Raw genomic sequence first — 20663 nt, forward strand, 5'->3', positions numbered from 1 at the left:
GCTTCTGCTGTTTGTTATTCATAAAGCTCTTTATAGACAATGACTTTTAAAGCTGCAATCTCTTCATCGGATAATTTGCCTTCCACCATTTGTAGAGCTTCTTCCTGCGTCATCGAGCCGTCCTGCAATTTTACACGCATGTCGTTCAAATCGGTAATGCCCACTTTTTGAATTAAGACTTTCGTTGCCTCTTCTTTTGTCGTAAACGGTAATGTACTGCTATCGACCGTTTTCGCCTCTTCCATATAGGCTTTTAATTGTGGGTCATTTTCAATGGTATTTTTGATTTCTTCCTTTTGTCCGCTATTTTCTAATTCTGTCGACAAGGTATCTACAATTTTTTCAGAGGCAAATTTTGTGCCGAAATGTAGTACACCATACCCCACTACACCAACAAATATAGCAATTACCACTAGAAATTTAATCAATCTCAACTACGCTCACTCCTTTATACACGTTCATCATACTATATGGAGCGGTTGTTGAGAAACAATTCTCCCTAGAAATTATGTAAAAAAACCCCATCTTTGTAGATGAGGCTTATTTAACGTATTTCAAATACTTCCGCACAAATTCAACAATGTAGAGAACTTCCTCTTCCGTCATCGTTAGCAGCTTGCAAACACGTTGTAGTCTAGCAGGTAATGCTAATTGCTGACGTACCTGATGAATATACATATATTTGCATTTCCGCGGATTTACTTTGTCTCGTATTTGCTTATATCGTAGGTATGCATAGCGGGCAAAGGCGTTGAGCATCTCCCGCTCCTGCTCATCACGCTCCCTCTTTTTAGCAGCCTCATCAATGATGTCCGTGTCAAATATCTGTGTACCATCTGTTAATTGCATAGTACCACCTCTCTATTGCAAATGTACTCCTCTCTATTAAATGCAACAAAAAAAGCCACACCTAGGGTAGATGTGACACTTTTTATGATTTTTATATGTAATGATTGGTGGATAGAATTCTAAATGTGACGGATACAATGTCTAATTTTACGGATACAATGCTCATTTTGATGGATAGAATCGCTTAGAATGGATTGCTCATTTCAAATCGGTGGATAGAATGCTAAATGTGACGGATACAATGTCTAATTTTACGGATACAATGCTCATTTTGATGGATAGAATCGCTTAGAATGGATTGCTCATTTCAAATCGGTGGATAGAATGCTAAATGTGACGGATATAATGTCTAATCTGACGGATACAATGCTCATTTTGATCGATAGAAATGTTTAGAATGGATTGCTCATGCAAATCGGTGGATAGAATGCTAAATGTGACGGATATACTGTCTAATCTGACGGATACAACGGTTATTTTGATGGATAGAAATGCTTAGAATGGATTGCTCATGCAAATCGGTGGATTGAATGCTAAATGTGTTGAATGCAAGGCTTATTCTTAATTGATGGCTGCTATTAGCTTCATAAATAATAAACAAAGATTGCTACGATAATGTTTGGTATTGCTAATAGTAACGCATTATTCATGAGAAGATTGCGTTCGTTTCTGTCTTCATTGGTTTCTGTTGCGAAATTGGCGCGCATTCTATCTCCGCTTGCGATGGCTCCTGACAATAACATGGCAGAAACGATGAAAATTCCACCGAGTAGCCCTGAAAGCAAATGGGCTTTCTCTGTACCCCATATGAGAATGGAGCATATCACACCTAGAATGGACAAGATGGTGCCAATGCCTATATACTTCATTTTCAGCCCCCCTTCGTTTATTATACGGCTAACCGCTCTTTTTCGTTTCAATAAATCCCTATGTACCTATACAAAATTTTTCCTTTTCCAGTAAAATAACTATAAGGAGGGAGGCTATGCAAATGAAAGACAAAATAAGAGCATTAACGAAAATGACCTTAGATGATTTAGTACATAATAGATATGAGAAACTTCAACAGGAGAAGATATTAACAGAGGATACTGCTATATTTCTGCAGGAGGTTTTCGCCTTGCAAGGTACCTTAACATGGCCGTTGGATGAAGCTTCCGTAGCTATTGATGTGTATGAAATGAATGACCAAAGTTGCTTTACAACAGAAATTCGCTATTTATGGTTTGATGATGAAGAAAGTGCTGTGGTTCTTTTTTGCAAGGCCTATACAAATGCAGATCAAACGGAGATCACTGCTTTCATGATTGATACGGTTGATGCCTAGTATAGTATCCGCGCCAAACGTTCATAGTAAGTATGGTGTGAAACTCACGCCGAATCATACGACGGAGGGATCAATTTATGAATGGAATTCGTGAAGGTTTAATCCCCACTATACTCGGGTCAGCTGTTACGGCGGCAGGCTATGCAATGAAGCAAAAACATGGCTCTAACAAAATGGTGGCCAATACGATTTTTGGCTTTGGCTTAGCACACATTGTGTTAGGTGCGATTGACCTGGTAGAGCATCGTCGTTAACGAGAGAAGGGCACGCAATGTGCTCTTCTTTTTTTGTATTTTTTTCTATTAAATGCTAACATTGTCATAAAAGCTTAAGGAGTACAGAGATGGCGACAATAGAAGATTTTATAGCACTTGATATACGAATCGGCACGGTATTAGAGGCTGAGGAACTGCCAAAGGCTCGGGTTCCTGCGATTAAAATGAAAATTGATTTTGGTGAAGAATTGGGCATTAAACAGTCTTCCGCACAAATTACGAAGCGTTATACACCCGAAGTCATTATTGGGAAGCAAGTAGTGGCGATTGTTAATTTTCCGCCACGTCGCGTTGCGGGTTTTAAGTCAGAGGTATTAGTCATTGGTGGTGTACCTGTGGAGGGAGATGTAATCCTGTTAACGCCCGATCAGCAGCTGCCCAATGGAACGAAAATACAGTAAAAGCCTCTCGCATTATGCAAGAGGCTTCTTTTTCTGAAGTGGTATCCAGATTTCACTTGTAAAGGTTGGTGAGGAAAAATCCGTGCTTGTATGGCGCACGATTTCTGGACCAGCAACCTGTTCATAGCCAGATGATGGGAACCACTCCGCATAAATGCGCCCCCATGTTTCCTGCAGTGTTTGTGGGAATGGTCCAACCGCTTCAAAGACAGCCCACGTACAAGCGGGTACATCCAACTGTGAAAAATGGTGTGACGTTTCGGTTGTGGCTACGCCGATATAATGATCAAGCTCGCCCTTTTCCTCCATTCTGCCCTCAGAAAAGTTTGTGGAGGCTTGGATGATTCCTGTTGGTTCTACATTCGACAGCTTTTTTAGTTGCCCAATATCCTCCATTGTTAATGCACGTGCCATTTCAGTTATCGCTTGATTTTCTCCTTGAAAGACGATAGGTACTCTTTTCATAAGACCCACGATGTGAAACGCTTCTTTTTGTTCGAGTCGGTAATTCATTTCACAACCTCCTTGTATGGTAAGTTGGAAGGTCATTCGTGGAAACGCTTTTAGGTGCTGACCATTTTGCCTCGCCTCCGATGGTGTGATGCCATGCATTTGCTGAAAGGCTCTTGTAAATGCATCTGCAGAGCGATAGCCATAACGAATCGCGATATCGAGAATTCTCATAGATGAATCTGATAGTTCCAGTGCGGCAAGCGTCAGACGCCTACGACGAATATACTCTGATAGCGAGATGCCTGCTAGAAAGGAAAACATACGTTTAAAATGGTATTCCGAGCAATAAGCTAATCTCGCAGCTTCTTGCACATCAATTTCCTCTGTTAGATTGGCCTCGATATACGTAATCGCCTTATTCAACCTTGTTAAAGAATCCACTTCTATCACCTTCCTTATCTTTACTTTAGCAGGAATAGTAGCCCTTCATCCGACAATTGGTGCCCCATTTAGTCGCCTTCCAAAAAATAATCTATCGAGCAGGCAGATAACTAGCTTTTGAAGCTACTTTCACATACATATAATAGTGTAAAGCTAATTTTAGCCTTACACCTCCTGACTTGATACTTAGGGTCACTGCTCGCACAGTGGCCCTATGAAAATAAAAGATCATTGTGTCGGATCATAATTTCCGTTACAATATTTGTAAAAATAGTCTATTGAGCTGGAGGCAGCAACATGGATCGTCTTTTCCAGTGGTACAAGTATTTAAAATACATACTCATTCCTATAATTATTTTAAAATACTTTCATGATGAGGATGTACCGAATGCGCATCCTCTAATCATTTTTGAATATGCTCTCCTATTTGGTGTGAGCTTTTTACTCATTATTCTACAGGATTTTTTCGCCATTCGTAAAAAAACAAAATTCCTACTCCGTCTCATCATACTGATTATTTTATTGTTTTTGTTCATAACTGCCATTGTCTATCAAGCGATAATGTCTATTATTTTTTCAATTCTACTACTATGCGTGTTAGGTATGGCACTTTATTTACATAGAAATGAAGAAGGAGAACAATAAATGGTACATGAAAATAATAGTAAGCGATTACTTTTAATCATCGGTTGGGTCAATGTGGTAGTAGCCCTTCTCCTATTCCAAGCTTTTTGTGGGCTCATGGCTATCTGTATGGGGATTATACTTAAAAAGGATTATCAAGCACCAACCCATGGGCTGGTCTTGATAGTAGTTGGTATCTTGAGTACTGTTATAGGTTGGTTGCTCAATCACTTCTATATGTAAAAATGACCAAGAACCTTGATTCTTGGTCATTTTACAATTAACGATAACTATTATGTGTGGGTTCAAATAATGCTTCGTCGGCGTTTCGTACAAGTGAGAAATGATCCACATTGTAATGGCCATGTAGGATGTCGTTATGGTGTGCAACCGTATCTTCTGGTGATAAGTAGTCGGAACCATTTGTTGAATGGCCATCTCCCACTAAAGTGACATCAAAGCCCTGTATAGTTGCTGCTCTAACTGCTGTATCCACGCAATGCTCGGTTTTGCAGCCCATCATCACCAAATGCTCTACCTCATTGGCCTGTAAGTAATCGAGTAATCCCGTCCTATAAAAAGCGTTTGTAGCCAGTTTATCAAAATAAACAGCGGTAGTAGGTACTTGGATCGCTTGATGTACCTGAAAGCCTTCCCCTTCTCCACCCGCTACATCCTGATCACGTACAAAGATAATATATGCCTCTGCCTCAATAGCTTTTTGAATAACGGCATTGATTGTTTTAAGCAATTCATCCTTGCGATAGACGGCTTGTTCATCCTGATTTCCCTCGATTAATTCTTGCTGTGCATCAATGACCACTAATGCTTGCTTCAAAAGCATCTCTCCCTTATCGTTTGCTAACAATATTTTACCATTAATAGTTAATTTCTGATATGCATTATTTTATAACTTTTGAAACCGTCATACCATCACCAATGGGTAAAAGAATCGAATCCAGCTGCGGATGATTAGCCACTGTGACATTGAACTTTTTCATGATGGCTGTATAGCGCTTGGGTGTCGCCATAGGGTCTGCTACACTGCCTCCTGCTAGGACATTATCTGTCACAATGAATGCACCAGGGCTTGCTAGCTGTATGCAATAGGCTAAATAATTTTCATAGTTATCCTTATCAGCATCAATGAAGAAAAAATCAAAACACTGTCCCGTTGCCACAAGCTTTTCAAGGCTATCCAATGCAGGACCTGTCATATACGTTACCTGCTCGGCAAAGCCTGCCTTGGCAAGATTTTTGGCGGCTAGCTGTGCATATTTATCCTCTAACTCTAGGGATGTCAGTTTGCCTTTCCCTTCCATTCCTCTCGCCAGACAAATACCACTAAAGCCGCCAAGAGCACCAATTTCTAAAATAGCCTTTGACCTAGTAATCGATACAAGCATCGTCAACAGCTTTCCTGATGATCGAGAGACAGAAATAGCAGGCATACCATTTTCGGCAATAGAGGACAGGACATCCTCTAATAGGGCATCGTCCTGATAAAATACCTCATCTATATAGTTATTCATTTGTTTCATGTGCGTTATCTTCCTCTTGTAGACTGTTGTTGGTTTCATTTTCCTGAATATCAAACAACTGGCAAAATTCTTGGATAACTAGATCGATGGCTTTTAATTCACCGACTAAAATTTGCTGAATCGATTGAAATTCTGGCTGTTCTAATTGCTGTTTAATGGTAGCTCGCTTCACATGCAGCATCTCTAAAAATGAAATCGCTTTGCCGCGTCGGAACGTTTTTGCTCCTCGCTGTGGCGCGCCTTCCATGCCTCTGTGGCGTCCTCCACGGTGATGTCCCTCTCTCATATGCTCTCTAAATCCAGATCCTCTCATTTCTAAAACACTCCTTTTGTATACATTTGTATACATTAATTTAAACTAATTGTATACAAATGTATACAAATCGTCAATTAAACATAATGCTTTTATGCTTCAACATATGTTAGACAGTAGGGTAAACGTATCGAAATGGAGGTTAGATGAGTGAAAAGGGTTATAAAATATGTGTTGGGCATCGGTACATTATTGATACTGTCAGGCATATTTTTGATTGGAGCACAATCTCACTATAATCAGAAGGAAATTAAAATTGCCAGTAAGCTATGTCTTGAAAATGGCGGACAGCCCACTATCATCCGCGATTATTTGGCTTTGAATTACTCCTTTTCATGTCAGAAGAACTGAGGTAGTACATATATGGATAGTGAACTGAGTTGCTAGAAAATCGGGTAAATTTCATCTATCTTTCAGGCAAATGGCTAGCTAACAAGATTACTTTTACATACAAATAGTAGGGTAAAGCAAATCTAGCCTTTCCACAGCTCTCCTGTTTTGAGGTCACTTTCCTTGGAAGGTGGCCTTTTTGGCATGAAAAAAGACGTCATGTCGACGTCTTTAATGTTTGATCGATATCCTCAATCAACCTATCCACTTGTTCCTTTGTTATCTTGATGACATATAATTCTGTCGTTTCGATTCCATCAAGGCTTGTTAGGTGTTTAGGATATTGATAGTTATTTGATATCTCCTTGTCCATACAATCACCTCTTCAATAGATATATTCGACATAAAGTATAGCAAACCTTCTATAAAAAGGAAAATAACAGTATATTTTTTCACTAAAATAGCTATCATTTAGACGATTTAGGATAAAGAAAGGTTAAAGGGATAAGTCCATTTAGACTATCCTTATGTAAAAGTGCTTATTGCTTACCAAATTTCGCAATTTTTTTGAGGTAGAAAGAGCCGATGGACACAATAATAGCTCCATAGACTTTCAGCATCACATTTCTAACAGGCGCCTCCTCTATGGTTGTACTGAGAAAGGCACATCCAACCACAATGATTACCATCCCGAAGATGGCATGAATATATTTCACTTTATTTCCCCTTTTCTAGTAGGCAAGTCCGACGCGTGTTTTCAAAAATTCCTCACTGAAGATTTGTTGGTAGGCAAAATCTGCTGTATCCGCTACTGAAATTTCGCTACCTCCCTCTGGCAAGAAGTTACGTTCAACGCGGTAGTTTCCTGTCCAGGCCCCATCAGGTAAATAGGTAGGACAAACAATTGTCCAATCCATTGCAGATTGCTGTAGCTGTTCGAATACACGTTGGTGCTCCTGTGCAGCAAAGGTCGATTTTCGTTTCGATTCCGTTGATTGGTAACGAAGAAGAGTCGGCGTTACACGACTTTGTAGAATCCCTGCTGTTCCAATCGTAATGATTCTTGTCACCTGTTGCTTTGTCATCGCTTCAAGAATCAATGGTAAGCTAGCCGATAATGTAGTGCCTCCATCTGTATTTAATGCACTCACCACCACATCCACATGATGCATTGCCTGCTCGATATCCTGCTTGTTTAAAACATCCCCTTTCATTACACACAGCTGTTGATGATGGTGCGGTAATTTATCGGGATTTCGGACTAATAGGGTGACCTCATGCTGATCCTTTATTGCTAGTTCTACCAAATGGCTGCCGACACGACCACTCGCGCCTAATATTAATATTTTCATTTCTCTCACCTCTTTATCATTATATTACAATTCCCTTTATATGTAAAAAGGCACAGTTCACAGTGCCTCCCGTCTACTATTCACGCTCTAGTAATTGAACATCAACCATAAATAGATGCATATTATTCTTTTCAGCTAGCTCATCGATAATCGATTGAATTTCACTTTCTGTACTTACATCAATTTCTTCCCCATCGTGTAATTGAATAGTGATGACTTGATGCGCTGGAGAGTCTATTAGATAACCAACTGTACTATCAGGCGAGTAACCTGCCGACCGTATCGCCTGTAACACTTGTTTTGTAAAATTCGTAGCTTGTAATTTTTCGCCAAGCTCCTCAGCATAGGAAGTTGCTCTTTCGGTGCTCGGAGCTATAGCTAAAGGCTCCCTTTGTACCATCCACAATGACATCACAACCAGTAAGCACATGAATAAAAAGAAGATTTGCAGGACACTTTTCATACATTCGCTCCATTTCTCCATGAAATTTACAGGCGGAAGTCTAGCAATCTTTTTCCCTGAAATTGTTATTATTCTCACAGCTATGTATGGCTATTTCTCTCTTTAATTATTAAAAAATAATTTTCTTTTTGTACAAAGGGCAAATTACCAAGAAGTTTTGTTTGAGGCTTCATAGATTAGAAATGTAAAGGTTAGCGCTACCATTACTAAAAAACTAACAAAAAGGGAGATTAAAAGATGCAGGATAGTAGATATAGTCAATATATGAATTGGAATCATAAAAAAGAAAAGTGCTGTGAACAATATGTAAAATGCTATTGTCATTTAGAAAAAAAATGTGAACACAAACAAGAAGGATGCAAATGCAAACACAAGCATGAGCATTGCAAATGGGAACAGAAGCATCAGCGATGTAAGTGTCATGAAAAGGATGACCATTGTAAATGGGAACATAAGGAGGATTCTTGCTCTTGCAAAAAAGAGGAGGAAGAGTACTACTACGAGAAGGATTATTCCAAAGATCACAAGTGTAAAGGCTGTATTTGTCATCTATTAAGATGCTTATCTCCTGGCACTTTGGTAGATGTTATTTTAGCAGGTGGCGGTAGCTTTGCAGGAATTTTATTCATCAGCTTAGATCCTAAAACTTGCTGTGCTACATTCTTAGAGGTAGATGCAGCAGCAGCAACACCACTTATCATTGATTGCCAGCAAATTATTGCCATTAGAAACGCGTAACTGTTCCATTATCCTACTTGACACCAATTCATATACCATAATCCTACCACTATAAGCACATTTAATCTTCTGCCAGGTTCGTGAAACCATACCTGGCAGAATTCATATTTTTTCAGCTATTCATTGACAATGACTTTGACAATGGGCTCTAATTTCCCTCTATTCACATCGCCAAGATAATCAACATCTACTACGACAGCTCGTGGCTCAAAACGTTGTATACATTCTATGAGGCGTTTTGTGTTTATTTTCTTCATACGCTGGAAGGGTTTACGAATATCAGACCTTGTCACATATTCGCGGAGCGGACAAGGAATCGTAAACGTCGATAAAATAAATGCTACATTTTGTAATATACCTTCCACGCCTGTAGCATTACCATTAACATTACTTAAAGCCGTTACTTGATGTGTCATTCTATCAACCTTTCTTCTACGTTCATACAATTGGTACTTTGGAAAAGAGCACTTTGTTATTTATGCTTGCTCATTAAAAATTATGAACGCTTTGTTTTTATGTACCCAATGTTATTTTTATTCAAACAACATCTTAGTTGATAGGCTGACCTACAAGCTTAGCGCATGATGGCGTAGTAAATAACATACAGCCAGCTAAAACAGCCATGGATGATTGCCCAAATGATGGAGTGATGCACACTCCAGGAGATCGTAATCGCTAAAACCGAACCAAAGCCAATGCCATTTTTGACCACCGTTTTATGCTCCACTTTTTTCACCTTCCTAGTGCTTTTTAACTCTCCTTCTTGCCATCGCAATCGGTTTCCCTCCTATCGTTTTCTATGTTTATGCAGGAACGAACAAGGGCAATCTGAAAGAAAGGATGTGATGTTATGACAATTGTCATGCTGACTGCCACGATTGGTATCCCCAGCCTTATGGCATATCTTCAGCACAAATGGGCTAGCTTTCGCCTTCTTTTCAACATACTAGGTGTCCTTGCTGCTATTCTGTTTAGCACGATTGCCGCTACAGCTATAACGAACATTATTCTTGAGGATGTAGTCTTTATGACAACGATCCATGCTGTGTTCTTAAACCCTGTCTTTCTAATTACAGGGGCGTACCTTGGCTTATATCTGATTTACCGGTTCATCATGATGACAATTCATGAAAGAGACAGGCCGCCATCCCTTTAGTAGAAATCACAATAGACGTGCCAAGTCTGGATGGTTGGATTGTAGAAAAAATAAAAATTACCATGATCCACGATGTTCAAACGTGCTTTTGCATCGGAGGCAATTTGGAGGACAAATGGCGCATCGTCACCGAAATCAACGCCACTTTGACAAAAGCTTGGATAGCCACCAATTTTATGGAGTGGATAGAGGTCTTCAACAATATCCTCAAAATAGTCGAGCTGCTCTTCATGCTCCAACGTCAAAATCTCTTCCTCCAATTGAGCAGGAATACCGCCCCCATCCCATGTTGGATAGTCGTTCGTGATATGCTGTGGTATGAGTGGAAACGCGCGAATTTGTTCATGCTGCCATTCGCGCTTTACTAAGCCTTCCAAAGTGGTGTACGTTCTAATATCAAAATAAGAACCAAGATCATCCTCCAACAGATGATCAAATAGACGTTCATCGACAAAAACTGTGACTAATTGAAAAGGCTGTAATGCCATCGGTACATAGGGTAGACCTTTTAGAAAAAACGTAGCGAGCGGCTGATAGCCAGATGGTGGCTGCTCTTCTGGTAAGGACCAGCCCACATAGCCAATCCAGCTTTCCAATAAATCATGTGTAGGTCGAATACCACCCGTTTGAAAAATCGTGGCCTGCGTGGCTAGTTGAGCCCGAATTTGTTCAATTGCCATCCGCTAGCTCCTTTTGTCGACAGCAGCAATCTGTTGTATGGTCGTTTACCATGCCCACTGCCTGCATAAAAGAATAACAAATTGTACTACCGATAAACTTAAAGCCATCTTTCTTCAATTGCTTGCTCATACGATCACTAATTTCTGTCGTCACAGGCACCTCTTTGATGGATGCCCACTCATTCATAACTGGTTTGTAATCTACAAAGCCCCAAATATAATCTGAGAATGAGCCATGCTTTTCCTGTATTTGGAGATATGCTTTAGCATTTGTCACCACGCTAGCTATTTTTAATTTATTGCGTACAATCCGTGTGTCTTGCTGCAATTCCTCTAGCTTGTCTGCAGTATAATGGATAATTTTTCCCACATCGAATTGATCAAATGCCTCACGATAGCCTTCTCGCTTTTGGAGAATCGTCCACCAGCTCAAGCCAGCCTGTGCCCCCTCCAAGCAAAGCATCTCAAATAAATGCTGGTCATCATAGACCGGTACACCCCACTCCTTGTCATGGTATTCCACATACAAAGGCTCATCTAGCTTGACCCAATCACATCTTTTCATTTTTATACCCTCCATTTTATGTATCCTTTACTTAATAGCTGTAATGCAAAGCCATCCTTTACTTGATTTTTCGGTGACATACACGGTTTGAAAACCGATACGTTCTAATAATTGCTTCGTTGCTTCAGGTGTTTGATAGGCTTTCATATGATAGTTCATTTTGTAGAGCTCTGCTATGATAATAAATTTCCCACCGTTTTTCAGAACCCGCCATACTTCCTCTACATCCTGCTCCAAGGATGGCCAAAAATAGTGCGTTTGAAAGGCTGTAATCGCATCAAAAAACTGATCATCGTATGGAATGCTTGAAACGCTTGCCTCTTTCACAATGACGCAACCCCTGGCAACATTTGCTTTATTCAATTTGATTGATTCCTTCACTGCCTGTGTGGAAAAATCTATCCCATATATTATACCATTTGGATTCAATTTGGATAAAATTTGGAGCGTTTTCCCACCACCACAACCTATGTCTAACACACGATCACCATCATTGATAGCACCTTGCCTGATGAACCATGCATTCATACCACGATGGGCAAAATTCATAATTTGTAGCATCGTTGAGCCAATCCATCCATTTGGCTTTTTCGCTTGTTCAATTAACGTTTGTAAGAGTGACATGATTGGATTCCCCCCTCAAGTAAGATTGTTAAAATAGAATTAGAGCTTTAAAATAAAAACGCTTACTAGTTTGTACGTACTTCAAAACAATTTGTTTCATTTTTTACAAAGGAGGAAAATTTTATGATTCAACAAGCAAACCAGAAGGACGCTCATGCTGCGGCCTCATTAGCCTTACTGCTCTGGCCTAATCATACACTAGAGGAATTTACCGAAGAGATGACACAGCTGCTAAAGGAAGAAAACGCAGCTATTTTTCTTGTCTATGACGATGACGAAGCAGTTGGATTTGCCCAATGCCAGTTAAGAACAGACTATGTAGAAGGGACTGACTCGAGTCCAGTCGGCTATTTAGAAGGCCTTTTTGTGAGAGAGGAATATCGCCAGCAGGGCTATGCAAGACTGCTTGTGGAGAAATGTGAGCAATGGGCAAAGCATAGGGGCTGTCTAGAGTTTGCCAGTGACTGTGAATGGGACAATGACGAAAGCCTAAGGGTTCATCTTCAGCTCGGTTTTACAGAAGCTAATCGCATCATTTGCTTCACAAAAAAATTATAAAAATGGCTGACAAAAAAATCACAGGCGTTGCAAACATAGCACCTGTGATTTTTCGACATTTTTTTAGTTTAGATATGTATTGTTGGAAATATTTCGTTCGCGCTCATCTATGATTAAATGGATCATTAATGCGAGTTGTTGTTCGATTCGCATATTATTTAGATGTAAGATATCAGCAATCACATTCTTGTGCTTCTCTGCTAATTCCATCTCCTCTAGCATTAACATAATTTCTTCTTTTGTCAGCCCAAACATACTCATATCACCCCAATACTCTCTCTATTTATTATTGTAAAATCATTACTCCCATTTCATAATTAACGAAAATTTATCTTATTGGATGAACCATTTTTACTAATTATAGGTTTAAACATAGAAAATAATCAATCTATTATCCACATTTATTTAATATTTATTTTACATTAAGTAAAAACTTTTATTATGTTGGTTATAACTTATACAAAGATTGTATAAGTTTCCCTGTGGAATATTTCAAAATATTGCAGTAATTGCAACAAGACATCTATACCATTATAAAAATATTCTTGCATTTTGTCGAATTATAGATTTTTTTTGCACAAATTAAAGTTAATTAACAGCCCAAACGTATTTCTTTACCCATTTTTCACATATATGAAATATCAATACACGAATCCATAAAAAAAGTAATTTCAAAATTGAAACTACTTGTCTTATTTGTATAATCGGCTTTTATATTATTTTTTTAATATCATATTTCACTATTTCTAATTTCATGTCCTCAATTTGAGAAACCTTTGATGCTGTATCCTTCTGCCATGCCGCTGACTGCACATGTCCTTGTACAAATAATTGGCTGTTTTCCTGTACCACCGCTGGAGCCTTTACTGCGGCTATATCAGTATGACGCATTTCCAATAATGATTTATTGGACAGCGCTAAGAATGGTCTAGCCGCCTTATCCACCCTACAATTTTCAATACGCCCCATTGATTGATCTGACCAAATCATGGCATAAGAGCTTTCTTGACCATCTTTAAAATAGCTATTAGCTATCTCAAAAATTGCATCAATGCAAGTAATTCCGTTTCCTTCCATTTGTTCAAACGTGCAATATTGTGTAAATAATCGGGCATTGTTGATATAGATATGATGGCTTTGCAGCTCTCGAATCGTTGTATGATGCATCATGATTTTGGCATGTTCATTACCATAAACACCACCTGATTGCCCAAATTGAATAATCGATTGCTGTAGCTTTAATCCACTAGCATCAACAATAATATGAAATTGCTGATGGTTTTGAATTTTACATTGGTTCATCGAAACATTTGCCTCATCCACAATGGTAAGCCCGACAGCCATGCCATTACGAACATGACATGTATGAAATTCCACCTTGCTATTTTCTATCAACACCTGTGCCTTGACATGCCGAGAAACTTGACAATCATAGAACTTGGCTTCGGTTTTTTCTCCAAGATACAACCCATGACTTTGACCATCTGAAAAAATAGAATCAGATACCATTAGTTCACTGCGATGAACCACCATATTCGTATCAAGATGCTCTTTTATTTCACAGCCATCCATCCTGAAAGTCGTGCTATCAAACAATTGAATGCCTACCCCTTGCCCTTGGTGCACTAAACAATTGGTCATCGTCATCTCACTCGACGCAGCTATTACTTGTGCCTTGTCATGCCCATGAATTTCACAGTCCTCCATTGTCATCTTGACATGGCGAATCGCAAAAATACCATGCTTCTTCCCTTCCAACAGCATACAATTCGTCAAGGTCAGCTCACAGTTTTGAGCGATAATCTGTGCCTTCCTATGATGCTCAAATGTCGTGTCGACTAGAATAACACTGGATCCATTCGCCACACGCAAACCAAAATGATTCAGTGGCGTAGCAAGCACTGCACAATTTTTCATCAGCAAACTACCATAGCTCACCATCATCTGCGTTCGAATCAATTGCTCCTCAATGACACAATTCTCTAGCTGTAAATCACCTTTCACATATAGCCCCTGCCCTTGCCGGAACCGTAAATTACGCATCGCGACAGGAGTTTGATAGCGAATAAATACACCACCCTTGATGGTCACATTGCCAACCCCATACAACGTCAGCCGCTTGGCAATATCCAAGCTTTCCTCATAAATCCCATCCCGAATTTCAATCATATCCCCAGGCGCCGCCTCTTCAATCGCCTGCCCGATACTTTGATAACGATGCATTATGCTCCTCTTCACCACAAGTACAGCCATTTACACACTCCTAACCAAAAAATGTTCGTACCCTATTTATATACCGAACATGCTTGTGCTTATTCAATTTTGTGTAAAATTGCTGGAATATGCAGGTGTTTATTTGGAATGTTTGACGGTTTAATGAAAGTGGGGAAAAATGAAAAAACCACCAACAACCGAATTCCCTCGGTTATTGCTGGTTTTTTTCATTTACATTATTTCTTGCGTTTCACAAATACAATAACAAAAATAGCGGCTAGTGCTGCTAGGATAGCGATCATCCAAACTGTGTTTGAGTTGGATGCTGTGTCATCTGCTGCGGCTGCTTGTTGCTCTTCTCTTGGTGTAGCGTTCGAAGACTCCATTTCTTTGGCATCCTCTTTCACCACTTGTGCAGTGCTAATTTGCACATATTGTAGTGTTGCTTCATTCGAGCCGGATGCTTCATGCTCGTGGCTGTCGCCATGGCCTTCTGCATGATCCCCGTGGCTTTCCTCTTGCCCACCGTCATGACCATGATGGTGATCCGCTGCTGTTGTAAAAATAGAACGTTCTAGCTGTTGCCCTACCCAGCTTTTGGCATCTGTTGAATCGGCAAAGATGCGAGGGTGTCCTGACAGCATGTATGTTTTACCGTCGATGATGATTCCTGTTTGGTCACCTGTGACAACGTCTTCAATCGTACCCGTTGGTCCTTCTGCAAAGCCGCCCATTTGAATAAGCGTATGTCCGCCCATATCAAATGTAAGGTGCTCTGTTAAGAATGCAATGTACTCTTCTTTCGTCATGGTAGCGTCAGGATTGGCTAGCTCAAGTTTATGATGAAAAAGTGCTGTATTTATTTCCTTGTACGTAATATCTCCCTCTAGCGAAGACACGTAATCCTCTTTTTGAGCTGCTTGTGCTAGCTCATCCACTGTTGCTCCCTCAAGGCCGAAAAAGCCACCTACCCAGCCTGCAAATTCCTTGCGTGAAAGATTGTCTGTTGGGTTTAAGGCCATATCCTTGCCATTGTACCCAAGTAGCCCAATACTGTGTAGTACCATAATGTCCTGAATATTGGCGGCTGTTTCAGGGACATCCGTGAATAGTGTACTTTTATCCATCGTATGGGCGTAGGCAACAGGTGCCATGAATAAAGTACTCATCAATAATAAAAGTAAATATTTTCTCAAAATGATTCCACCTTCCAATGCCTTAGTATACAGATGAAATGTGAGGGAAGTTTGAAATCCACAGGTATTTTCTATAGCTTAAATTGACGAATCAGGGCGTTTAGTTGTTCAGCCATTTCTGCTAAATGCTCGGCACTATGTTTAATTTCAGCCATGGAGCTTGCAGTTTGCTCAATGGTAGCCGATGTTTCCTGAATGCCTGCCGCTGATTGTTCGGAGACAGCAGCAATTTCATCGACTGCTTTATTAATCGTGACAGTATTGTGAACAACCTCAGCTAGCTCCACTGACATACCTTCAATGCCTGTCGCAATGGCCTCAATAGCATCCGCAATTTGGTTGAATGTCGTATTGGTTGCGGCCATTTGTGTTGTGCCCTTTTCGACTTCCTCATAGCCTTGCTCTAGCGAGGAGGTTACTGTATCGGAATCATCCTGAATTTTTCTGACAATCGCTGTAATATCATCGACGGAGAAGGCGACCTGTTCGGCTAATGTTCGAACCTCGTCGGCCACCACGGCAAAGCCTTTCCCCTGTTCCCCAGCTCTAGCTGCTTCAATCGCTGCGTTCAATGCGAGTAAATTAGTTTGGGCAGCAATCGTTTGAATGACCGCTACAAGCTTAGAAATCTCCTGTGTTTGCTTACTTAAGCCATTTACCTGATTCACCGCGTCCTTCACTGTATGCTGGATGGCTTCCATTTGTTTTGTGGAAGTGGTCATTAAGCTTCTACCTTCTTGTGTTAAAGCCTTTACATTCTGCGAATACTGTTGAACATCTTTACTGCCGTGATGAACCGTAGTAACTTTGCTAGTAAAATCATTCATGGCGGAAGCGACATCAGAGGCATGATCTGCCTGTAATTCTGTCCCACTTGCCATTTCTGTAACCGTATGAACAATTTGCTCTGTCCCTGTTTTGACCTCAGAAGTTGACTGAAGAAGCTCCTCACTATGTGCCGCTACATCATTGGACACCGTTTGAATATGCTTTAATAGACGATTTAAAATATCTGACATCGTATTGGTCGCTTCCATCAGTTGCCCTACTTCATCCTTCGATTGAACCTTCAAAGGCGGCTCACTTAAATCGCCATTGGTCATTTGTTGCATACGCTTGGTTAACGTCACGATTGGTCTTGAAATACCACGAGCACTTAATAGCTCAATTATCACTGCTAGAAGAACAATCACAATACCTACGATAATGGCGATTCGCTGTTTCTGCTCTCCAGCAGCAATACTGTCCGTCCCTACCTCATTAATGGCTAGCTTCCGTTGCGCCGCTAAGTCTTCGTAGCCTTCACGAATGGTCGTAGCTGTGTCATCCATTTTTGTGAGGTTTTGGGTAGCCAGCTCGGTGTTCCCTTGATCATATACCGCAAATACCTCTTGCTCAATATAACGGTTCCATTCCTTAGACATTTCCGCAAATTGTCCGAATTCGCCTGAGGAAGATAATGCTGATCGCTTTTCTTCATTGCTTAGTTCCTTTGCAACATTATCCTGAAATATCTCTTTATACTTTTCTCTCCCAGAAAGCACATAGCCTCTAGCTGCCGCTATTCTTAAATCAATGGACTGTGCCTGCTCGTAATCGATGATTAATAGTTGTAATTCTTGCTGTACAATTTGCTCTGTCGCATCATTGCTTTGCTTGATGGCAAAGTAATTGTAAACAATGTATCCTATCATGATTGCAATCACAATGCTAAAGGAAAAAACAATGCGTCTACTGATTGTTTTGAACTTCATTTGCAAAAACCCCTTATTTTCCTAATCTATTCCATCCTTAAAAATCTACCATTTAATTAGGACGATTAGCGGTTTTAGGAATTTTTGCTATATTTCCAGAAATAACTTGGTCAATATAATGTTTTTTATAGCATCTTTTATCGCACGCCTTTAGTACTATCCTTAATCCCAGCCATTGAACATTACATCGCCAATTGTTTGACTATTAAAATAAGAGACGTATTTCCATTCTGTAGCAGATAGGCTATGGAACGCCTCATCCTTTGTTAGTAATGTTGTAAGTGTCTCCGCTTCCAAGCATTTACGATTAGGAAAATATTTATGCAGGTGAGGCTTGGATAAAAAGGTAAAGCTATTCACCTCCTGCTTGGCAAATGCGATGTACGGCATCAAACGATGATGAAGAATCGTCAGTGTTTCTCCATCGATTTCAATCACTGCCTGCATATAGACAAAGGGCGCTTGATCAATAAATTGCCTTACTTTCGCTCGTTGTTCGCTTGTCACTAAATGGTACACCATCGACTGAAACATGCGCATGTCCTGCTCAATTAAATGCGCTGCATCGAAACCAGAAATTCCTTTTGTTAAACGCAAGCCTTCCATCACTCCTTGTTATTTGTCTCTATAATAGGACCTTCTCGTTCGGTTGAGGAAATTCCTGCCAATCTATGCATTTCTTTTAATATGATAATCAATTTGTAGGAATGGAATACCAAATAACGTCATCTGATGGCGTGCTGACAATGTCTTGTCATCTACCGCAGAAATTTGAAAATGCTCCTGTAGGGGTAGCCTCATCACATTTTTTCCTATCGCCAAATAAATTCCTGCATCTCCATCATGACGACTTGTTAGGTGTAGCTGACCATTTTCTTCATAGGCATACAAAATGCCAACCATTGTTGAGAACGGGAGTGGTAAGGCTATATTCATATAGGTCGTTTCGTCGCTTGTGTGCTTCGAATAAATCGCGACAAAAACGGTTTGCTGATGAATTGTCCGAATCCATGCACGTGGAGACGGACGGCTATCTCGTGCAGAATCGACCTGAACAATGCTACCCGTCATCTCAACTTGCTTACTGGAAAAGGGTAAATTGAGCTGTTGGAGCAAACGGCTCATTCCTTGATACAGAAAGGCAAAAGGTCGAAACCAAGCCTTCCATTGCACCGTCGAAAGCAGCCGATAGGTCGTCGTATACTCATAAAAATGTGGAATGACAGGCGGTAGCTTTGTAGTATCGACAAAATCCTGTAAGGCATCGACCAAGCCAGGGTGTGGTATATTCTCATGATGTAGCTTCCCGCGAATTTGGCTTACAGGGAACTCAAACGGACGCTGTGTTGTTGGGGGGACAGCCATTAGCCAGGCGATGACCCCTATCCCCCCAAAGAAAACACCATTGATCACACCATGGAATTGAAGCATTTCTGGAATGCCGATGGAAACGTTTCCGCTGACACGACTGTAAACATACAGACAAGATCCAAGAATCGTCAGACAGAGCGCTCCATAGGAAGTCCTCAGCAATAGCCCCTGTCCAAACGGAAGCTTTGTTTTGAGCGCTAAGAAAAACAAGCCGTAAATGGCGAAAATATAAAGAGCGACGGCGATGATTTCGATGAGAATGGAAAAGGCAATACCTACCGCAACAAGGATTGGTCCTGCCAGCAACATCATCACCATAACACGATAGCCGCTACTATCATGTAATCGACCTAAAAGTCCGACTGAAATGGGTAATAAACAAGCCGAATAATGAAAGTGAATGGCCGTTAACCACGTTATTAATGGTGAAAAACCAGTATCCATGTTGGTGACATAGGCGAAAACCCACAGACCACCGAGGGCTAGGTAGAAAAGCCCCATGTCGATAGCAAACTCCGCAATATTCGTAAAACCTCGTTGTAAAAATCTTTTCACGCCTTGTATGGCGATATAGAAGGTATACAGTAAATACATACCTGCCAAGATATTAGCCAAAACGCCATCCGTCGACCAATGCAGCAGTGTAACGGCTAGCATCATCCCCATAATAATGGCTGTGCCGACTTTCTGAACATCCACAACCATTGATACCATGGTGGGAACGAAAACTAGTTGAGCAACAGTTAGTAGCCATAAGTAATTGGGTTGCCCACTAAGCACAAAGCAAATCACCGTGAACAAAATCCCTAGTAAAAAAATGAAATTACTTCGATTGTTGTGTAAATTCACCAGCATACATCATGAGCCTCCCTATGAATGGATTATGGATGGAGACATGAATGGTAAAGACATTTTTAGATTCATCAAAGCCTTCCTCTACAATGACTCGACCCTCTAACAGTCTAGGCATCGGGCATTCAAAACGCGAGAGGACAAAGCGCTGCTTACCTGAACGAATGACCAATGTCCCCGCTCGTGTCACCTTAAAGTGCAAATCGGAATAAAAAAGAGCGGGTGTGCCTAAATAATCTTTCACAATTTTTTGGAATGGATCAATGGTCATCCTTGCATCAAAATGCCTTGTTTTCTGCGGGAAATAAAAGGTGCGCTCCCATAGTACCTCTAGTTCCCCACTTGGCAGGGCTCTGCATGTATTCGAAATAGTAAAGGGGATATCCTCCCCTGACTCTGGGAACAGAAATCGCGTTTTCGCAGCCAGTGTATAGAAGGGACACATCCATTTAGCACCAGATTTTATTTGATGCATCACGCCCTTAGCAAAAAATGGTTCATCAATTGGTAACGTATAACGCTGTTGTAGCATCGGATGAAGTCTTGCAAAATCATCCCCTAATAATGTTTGATAGATCGTCATCCT

General features: G+C 40.5%; 32 protein-coding genes. 9 read left to right on the plus strand and 23 right to left on the minus strand.

The features are described from left to right. Positions 1-14 precede the first annotated feature (14 nt). From BFM98_RS22855 to BFM98_RS22865, 3 genes are all read right to left on the minus strand, one after another. Positions 15-434: a hypothetical protein gene (locus BFM98_RS22855; RefSeq protein WP_048393864.1), complete on the minus strand. Its 420-nt coding sequence runs from the start codon at positions 432-434 to the stop codon at positions 15-17. A 106-nt stretch (positions 435-540) separates the two neighbouring features. Further along, positions 541-849 (minus strand): hypothetical protein, encoded by a 309-nt coding sequence (locus tag BFM98_RS22860; protein WP_004228634.1) that lies wholly within the window; start codon positions 847-849, stop codon positions 541-543. Positions 850-1433: 584 nt separating this feature from the next. Then, positions 1434-1718 carry a DUF5316 domain-containing protein gene (locus BFM98_RS22865; RefSeq protein WP_048393866.1) on the minus strand — a complete coding sequence of 95 codons (285 nt, stop codon included), beginning with the start codon at positions 1716-1718 and terminating at the stop codon, positions 1434-1436. A 122-nt stretch (positions 1719-1840) separates the two neighbouring features. Between BFM98_RS22865 and BFM98_RS22870 the strand changes: the two genes are divergently transcribed. The 3 genes from BFM98_RS22870 (at position 1841) to csaA (ending at position 2852) form a co-directional block, all read left to right on the plus strand. Then, positions 1841-2176: a DUF7668 domain-containing protein gene (locus tag BFM98_RS22870; RefSeq protein WP_254660080.1), complete on the plus strand. Its 336-nt coding sequence runs from the start codon at positions 1841-1843 to the stop codon at positions 2174-2176. A gap of 77 nt (positions 2177-2253) precedes the next feature. After that, positions 2254-2430, plus strand: a complete 177-nt coding sequence (locus BFM98_RS22875) for a hypothetical protein (RefSeq protein WP_004228639.1) — start codon at positions 2254-2256, stop codon at positions 2428-2430. An 89-nt stretch (positions 2431-2519) separates the two neighbouring features. After that, positions 2520-2852: a chaperone CsaA gene (gene csaA, locus BFM98_RS22880; protein ID WP_004228641.1), complete on the plus strand. Its 333-nt coding sequence runs from the start codon at positions 2520-2522 to the stop codon at positions 2850-2852. Positions 2853-2864: 12 nt separating this feature from the next. Here the strand turns inward: csaA and BFM98_RS22885 are convergent, their stop codons facing one another. Further along, positions 2865-3746 carry an AraC family transcriptional regulator gene (locus BFM98_RS22885; protein WP_066038487.1) on the minus strand — a complete coding sequence of 294 codons (882 nt, stop codon included), beginning with the start codon at positions 3744-3746 and terminating at the stop codon, positions 2865-2867. A gap of 297 nt (positions 3747-4043) precedes the next feature. On the opposite strand from BFM98_RS22885, the gene BFM98_RS22890 reads away from it, so the two are divergent. Both BFM98_RS22890 and BFM98_RS22895 read left to right on the plus strand, forming a co-directional pair. Continuing rightward, positions 4044-4391: a hypothetical protein gene (locus tag BFM98_RS22890; protein ID WP_066038488.1), complete on the plus strand. Its 348-nt coding sequence runs from the start codon at positions 4044-4046 to the stop codon at positions 4389-4391. Next, positions 4392-4613 (plus strand): hypothetical protein, encoded by a 222-nt coding sequence (locus BFM98_RS22895; RefSeq protein WP_066038489.1) that lies wholly within the window; start codon positions 4392-4394, stop codon positions 4611-4613. A gap of 37 nt (positions 4614-4650) precedes the next feature. Here the strand turns inward: BFM98_RS22895 and BFM98_RS22900 are convergent, their stop codons facing one another. The 3 genes from BFM98_RS22900 to BFM98_RS22910 form a co-directional block, all read right to left on the minus strand. Then, entirely contained in the window at positions 4651-5208 is a 558-nt protein-coding gene (locus BFM98_RS22900; protein WP_048393872.1) for an isochorismatase family protein, read from the minus strand. 64 nt (positions 5209-5272) lie between these two features. Continuing rightward, the gene (locus BFM98_RS22905; protein WP_066038490.1) at positions 5273-5911 is read right to left on the minus strand and encodes an O-methyltransferase; all 639 of its coding nucleotides are present in this window, start codon (positions 5909-5911) and stop codon (positions 5273-5275) included. Next, entirely contained in the window at positions 5895-6224 is a 330-nt protein-coding gene (locus BFM98_RS22910; RefSeq protein ID WP_066038491.1) for a hypothetical protein, read from the minus strand. Before BFM98_RS22910 ends, BFM98_RS22905 begins: the two co-directional genes overlap by 17 nt. 150 nt (positions 6225-6374) lie before the next feature. Here BFM98_RS22910 and BFM98_RS22915 point away from each other — a divergent pair, with 150 nt between their 5' ends. After that, the gene (locus tag BFM98_RS22915) at positions 6375-6575 is read left to right on the plus strand and encodes a hypothetical protein (RefSeq protein WP_016993987.1); all 201 of its coding nucleotides are present in this window, start codon (positions 6375-6377) and stop codon (positions 6573-6575) included. 196 nt (positions 6576-6771) lie between these two features. Here BFM98_RS22915 and BFM98_RS24105 read toward each other — a convergent pair whose 3' ends face one another. The 4 genes from BFM98_RS24105 to BFM98_RS22925 all read right to left on the minus strand — a co-directional run bounded on the left by BFM98_RS24105 (position 6772) and on the right by BFM98_RS22925 (position 8390). Continuing rightward, on the minus strand, positions 6772-6927 hold the full coding sequence (locus tag BFM98_RS24105) for a hypothetical protein (protein ID WP_016993988.1): 156 nt from the start codon (positions 6925-6927) through the stop codon (positions 6772-6774). A 166-nt stretch (positions 6928-7093) separates the two neighbouring features. Beyond that, entirely contained in the window at positions 7094-7270 is a 177-nt protein-coding gene (locus tag BFM98_RS24110) for a hypothetical protein (RefSeq protein ID WP_175400806.1), read from the minus strand. 15 nt (positions 7271-7285) lie between these two features. After that, positions 7286-7906, minus strand: a complete 621-nt coding sequence (locus tag BFM98_RS22920; protein ID WP_048393876.1) for an NAD(P)-dependent oxidoreductase — start codon at positions 7904-7906, stop codon at positions 7286-7288. A 76-nt stretch (positions 7907-7982) separates the two neighbouring features. Continuing rightward, positions 7983-8390, minus strand: a complete 408-nt coding sequence (locus BFM98_RS22925; protein WP_254660081.1) for a hypothetical protein — start codon at positions 8388-8390, stop codon at positions 7983-7985. Positions 8391-8945: 555 nt separating this feature from the next. Between BFM98_RS22925 and BFM98_RS24340 the strand changes: the two genes are divergently transcribed. Then, entirely contained in the window at positions 8946-9107 is a 162-nt protein-coding gene (locus tag BFM98_RS24340; RefSeq protein ID WP_233732648.1) for a hypothetical protein, read from the plus strand. 116 nt (positions 9108-9223) lie between these two features. Here BFM98_RS24340 and BFM98_RS22935 read toward each other — a convergent pair whose 3' ends face one another. Both BFM98_RS22935 and BFM98_RS22940 read right to left on the minus strand, forming a co-directional pair. After that, complete coding sequence (locus tag BFM98_RS22935; RefSeq protein WP_048393880.1) at positions 9224-9523, minus strand: GPW/gp25 family protein; 300 nt, start codon at positions 9521-9523, stop codon at positions 9224-9226. A 158-nt stretch (positions 9524-9681) separates the two neighbouring features. After that, positions 9682-9882, minus strand: a complete 201-nt coding sequence (locus BFM98_RS22940) for a hypothetical protein (protein ID WP_048393883.1) — start codon at positions 9880-9882, stop codon at positions 9682-9684. A gap of 87 nt (positions 9883-9969) precedes the next feature. Here BFM98_RS22940 and BFM98_RS22945 point away from each other — a divergent pair, with 87 nt between their 5' ends. Continuing rightward, the gene (locus tag BFM98_RS22945) at positions 9970-10263 is read left to right on the plus strand and encodes a transposase (protein ID WP_254660082.1); all 294 of its coding nucleotides are present in this window, start codon (positions 9970-9972) and stop codon (positions 10261-10263) included. On the opposite strand, the gene BFM98_RS22950 is transcribed toward BFM98_RS22945, so the two are convergent. Genes BFM98_RS22950 through BFM98_RS22960 form a run of 3 tightly spaced genes read right to left on the minus strand, consistent with a single transcriptional unit; the run spans position 10260 to position 12132 of the window. Continuing rightward, complete coding sequence (locus tag BFM98_RS22950) at positions 10260-10943, minus strand: DUF1963 domain-containing protein (RefSeq protein ID WP_066038493.1); 684 nt, start codon at positions 10941-10943, stop codon at positions 10260-10262. The genes BFM98_RS22945 and BFM98_RS22950 overlap by 4 nt on opposite strands. Continuing rightward, entirely contained in the window at positions 10933-11508 is a 576-nt protein-coding gene (locus BFM98_RS22955) for a DNA-3-methyladenine glycosylase I (protein ID WP_066038494.1), read from the minus strand. The genes BFM98_RS22950 and BFM98_RS22955 overlap by 11 nt, the downstream gene beginning before the upstream one ends. Before the next feature lie 27 nt (positions 11509-11535). Then, a complete protein-coding gene (locus BFM98_RS22960; RefSeq protein ID WP_066038495.1) occupies positions 11536-12132 on the minus strand; it encodes a class I SAM-dependent methyltransferase in 597 nt (198 codons plus the stop codon). 123 nt (positions 12133-12255) lie between these two features. On the opposite strand from BFM98_RS22960, the gene aac(6') reads away from it, so the two are divergent. Continuing rightward, positions 12256-12690: an aminoglycoside 6'-N-acetyltransferase gene (gene aac(6'), locus BFM98_RS22965; protein ID WP_066038496.1), complete on the plus strand. Its 435-nt coding sequence runs from the start codon at positions 12256-12258 to the stop codon at positions 12688-12690. A 63-nt stretch (positions 12691-12753) separates the two neighbouring features. Here the strand turns inward: aac(6') and BFM98_RS22970 are convergent, their stop codons facing one another. The 7 genes from BFM98_RS22970 to BFM98_RS23000 all read right to left on the minus strand — a co-directional run bounded on the left by BFM98_RS22970 (position 12754) and on the right by BFM98_RS23000 (position 20660). Next, a complete protein-coding gene (locus BFM98_RS22970; RefSeq protein ID WP_254660083.1) occupies positions 12754-12951 on the minus strand; it encodes a hypothetical protein in 198 nt (65 codons plus the stop codon). Positions 12952-13401: 450 nt separating this feature from the next. After that, the gene (locus BFM98_RS22975; protein ID WP_254660084.1) at positions 13402-14913 is read right to left on the minus strand and encodes a right-handed parallel beta-helix repeat-containing protein; all 1512 of its coding nucleotides are present in this window, start codon (positions 14911-14913) and stop codon (positions 13402-13404) included. A 227-nt stretch (positions 14914-15140) separates the two neighbouring features. After that, entirely contained in the window at positions 15141-16100 is a 960-nt protein-coding gene (locus BFM98_RS22980) for a hypothetical protein (protein ID WP_066038498.1), read from the minus strand. A 71-nt stretch (positions 16101-16171) separates the two neighbouring features. Continuing rightward, complete coding sequence (locus tag BFM98_RS22985) at positions 16172-17854, minus strand: methyl-accepting chemotaxis protein (RefSeq protein ID WP_066038499.1); 1683 nt, start codon at positions 17852-17854, stop codon at positions 16172-16174. Positions 17855-18016: 162 nt separating this feature from the next. Beyond that, complete coding sequence (locus tag BFM98_RS22990; protein ID WP_066038500.1) at positions 18017-18460, minus strand: hypothetical protein; 444 nt, start codon at positions 18458-18460, stop codon at positions 18017-18019. Positions 18461-18523: 63 nt separating this feature from the next. Continuing rightward, positions 18524-20080, minus strand: a complete 1557-nt coding sequence (locus BFM98_RS22995) for a YndJ family protein (RefSeq protein WP_066038501.1) — start codon at positions 20078-20080, stop codon at positions 18524-18526. Then, positions 20049-20660, minus strand: coding sequence for a DUF4166 domain-containing protein (locus BFM98_RS23000; RefSeq protein WP_066038502.1), 612 nt, complete (start codon positions 20658-20660; stop codon positions 20049-20051). Before BFM98_RS23000 ends, BFM98_RS22995 begins: the two co-directional genes overlap by 32 nt. Positions 20661-20663 lie beyond the last annotated feature (3 nt).

The organism is Lysinibacillus sp. AR18-8 (assembly GCF_001705465.1).
GTDB classification, from domain to species: Bacteria; Bacillota; Bacilli; order Bacillales_A; family Planococcaceae; genus Lysinibacillus; species Lysinibacillus capsici.